General features: G+C 45.6%; 1 pseudogene. It reads right to left on the bottom strand.

Going from position 1 to position 706, the window contains the following annotated elements:
* Nucleotides 1-706, bottom strand: a pseudogene (locus tag R8N49_RS27160) (phosphoglucomutase/phosphomannomutase family protein); the annotation flags it as partial.

Here is a 706-nt window from a genome sequence, read left to right as displayed (position 1 = left end):
TTTTTCAACATATATCTTGTTGAATAGGACTTCTTTTTGCGCTGGTTTGAATTTGCAATCACCTTCTGCCATGTACGCGTAGCCGTACTTGCCATAGATTTCATCCAGTAGCTCAGACAGCTTTTTGCCCGTTACCGAGATCATTTCAACCAGTAAGCTTGATGCGAACACACCATCTTTACCTTTGATATGACCGCGAATAGTTAAACCACCAGAGCTTTCTCCACCAATCAGTGAGTCATCTGCTTCCATTTGCGAGCTGATGTGTTTGAAGCCCACTGGAACCTCAAAACATTTCTCACCGTGATCTTCGGCGATTTTGTCTAATAGGTGTGTTGTCGCGATGTTACGTACGACTGAGCCTTTCCAACCTTTGTATTTCAATAGGTAGTAATACAGAAGAATCAGCACTTCATTTGGATGAATGAAGTTGCCTTTCTCATCGATGATACCAAGACGGTCTGCATCGCCGTCAGTCCCAATACCGATGTCGTAGCCTTCTTGCTCGACAAGGTGCATCAAGCGGTACAGGGTCGCAGCACTTGGAGAAGGCATTAAACCGCCGAAGTCTGGGTTTTTTCCGTCGTTGATCACGTCTACTTCACAGCGGCCGTTGATTAGGACGGTTTGTAGTGCGTTTTTCGCGACACCAAACATCGGGTCAATCAGCACACGAAGGTTGGCTTTTTTGATTGCTTCAATGTCG

Source organism: Vibrio sp. 1978, assembly GCF_033344345.1.
The sequence above is the reverse complement of the archived record's forward strand: the minus strand, read 5'-3'. Positions and strand labels throughout refer to the sequence as shown.